The 1,823-nt window shown below is 74.1% G+C and carries 3 protein-coding genes; 2 read left to right on the top strand and 1 reads right to left on the bottom strand.

Going from position 1 to position 1,823, the window contains the following annotated elements; translation table 11 throughout:
- Both D452_RS0101025 and D452_RS0101020 read left to right on the top strand, forming a co-directional pair.
- A partial coding sequence (locus tag D452_RS0101025; RefSeq protein ID WP_026128861.1) for a GAF and ANTAR domain-containing protein occupies positions 1–569 on the top strand: 569 nt, incomplete at its 5' end.
- 211 nt (positions 570–780) lie between these two features.
- Complete coding sequence (locus D452_RS0101020; RefSeq protein WP_017542317.1) at positions 781–1,131, top strand: STAS domain-containing protein; 351 nt, start codon at positions 781–783, stop codon at positions 1,129–1,131.
- A gap of 61 nt (positions 1,132–1,192) precedes the next feature.
- On the opposite strand, the gene D452_RS0101015 is transcribed toward D452_RS0101020, so the two are convergent.
- On the bottom strand, positions 1,193–1,823 hold a 631-nt coding region (locus D452_RS0101015; protein ID WP_017542316.1), incomplete at its 5' end, for an ATP-binding protein.

Raw genomic sequence — 1,823 nt, 5'->3', positions numbered from 1 at the left:
GGGGCGGGGCCCGCCATGTCGTCGTGGACTACGGCGCCTCCCATTCCGACCTGGCCACCGCCTTCGAGCACCAGTACACCACCGACGAAGGCCCCACGGTCGGTGCGGTGCGCGAGATGCGCCCGGTGGCCGTGGGCGACGTGCTGCGCGAAGAGCGCTGGCCCAACTACACCAGCATGGCGGTCCAGTGCGGCGACCGCGCATCGGTGACCTTCCCCTGCGAGCTGGAGGGCGAGGTGGTGACGTTCGGCGTGCACGCCGGCCGCGCCGACGCCTTCGACGGGTCGGTGGTGACCCCGCTGATGGCGCTGCTGGCCGAGCACGCGGCCGTGGCGCTGCACACCGCGGACCGCTACACCGACGTCGCGCGCGAAGCCGCCCACATGCGCCGCGCGATGTCGGTGCGGGCCGTCATCGACCAGGCCAAAGGCATCATCATGCACGCGCGCGGTTGCGACGCCGACGAGGCATTCGCCGAGCTGCGGCAGGTGGCCCAGCGCAATCGGCGCAAGGTCGCCGACGTGGCGCGCCGCCTGGTCACCGAGCACGCCGAGAGCAGCGGTCGCTGATCCCCGTCGCGGGTGGCGTATCGGTGTTATGACGCTGTGCAGCGCACACTGTGGCACCCACCGGCATGCGGCTAGGGTTGGCGGCACCCGCACCGCCGCGGACCGACCGCGCCGATTCGGGGGATCCGTCGCCCGTCTCCGCGCGGGGGCGGCGGGGGATGCGAGAGTCCACGGCGCGCAGCGCCTCCAGCGGGAATCGAGGAAGGTGACTGTGGCGACGGAGATCCCGGTCCGGTCGGAAGGCGACGTCGTGGTGGTCGCCCCGGAGGGCGAGCTGGACGCCGTCACGTCGCCGGGCCTCGCCGACGTGCTCGACCGCCTGCTCGCGGCCGACCCCCCGTGGCGGGGTGTGGTGATCGACCTGTCCCGCGTGGGCTTCTGCGACTCCCGCTGCATCGGAGTGCTCGTCTCGGCCTACCGCCAGGCCCGCGACGAGGGCGTCGGCTTGGCGGTCGCCGCGCCTCAGCGCAGCGTCCTGCGCCTGTTCGTGATCGCCGGCATCGACCAGGTTCTGCGCATCGAAGAGGACACCGGCCACGCCGTGGAGACGGTCCTGGCCTGACGGCCCGGCCCGGGGGCGGGCGCCGGGTGCCCCCGGATTCCGCGGCGGCCCGCAGGCCGGGTCACGTTCGGAAGTGCAGCCGGATCCGGGTGCCGCGCCCTGCCGAACCGATCTCCATGTAGTCGCAGAGCTGCCGGGTGATCCAGAGGCCGTATCCGCGCGGGCTCAGCGGGTCGGCCGGGTCGTAGCCGCGCAGGGGGTCGCCCAGCCCGGGGCCGCGGTCGGTGACGTCGCACCGTGTCCAGCCGGGACTGCGCCACAGCGTCACCGTTCCGGACCCGCCGCCGTGTTCGACGGCGTTGGCGGCCAGCTCGTTGACCGCCAGGACCAGATCGCTCAGCCGATCCGGCGCGACCTCGGCCTTCTCGGCCAGCTCCGTGACCGCGGTGCGCAGCGACGCGAGGTCGCCGCCGAACTCCAGGCTGCGCTGCTCGCCGCCCGGCGGGGGCAGCAGCCGCGTGCGGTCGGGTGCGCTGAACTCCGCCGGGCCGACGTAGTCGGGACTGTCGTGTTCGGCGCCGCCGGCTACGAGAACGGGGTGGGTGCGTCGTATGTCGAGCCGCACCTGTTCGGGCAGCGCGCGGGCGTCGTGCAGGCACAGCATGCGCAGCCGGGTCGCGGCCAGCGCACGCGCGAGTGCCGAGTCCAGGCGGTGCCACTCGCGCAGCCGCACCGGATCCTGCGTCGGCAGC

It is taken from the genome of Nocardiopsis prasina DSM 43845 (assembly GCF_000341265.1).
Classification (GTDB): domain Bacteria; phylum Actinomycetota; class Actinomycetes; order Streptosporangiales; family Streptosporangiaceae; genus Nocardiopsis; species Nocardiopsis prasina.
The sequence above is the reverse complement of the archived record's forward strand: the minus strand, read 5'-3'. Positions and strand labels throughout refer to the sequence as shown.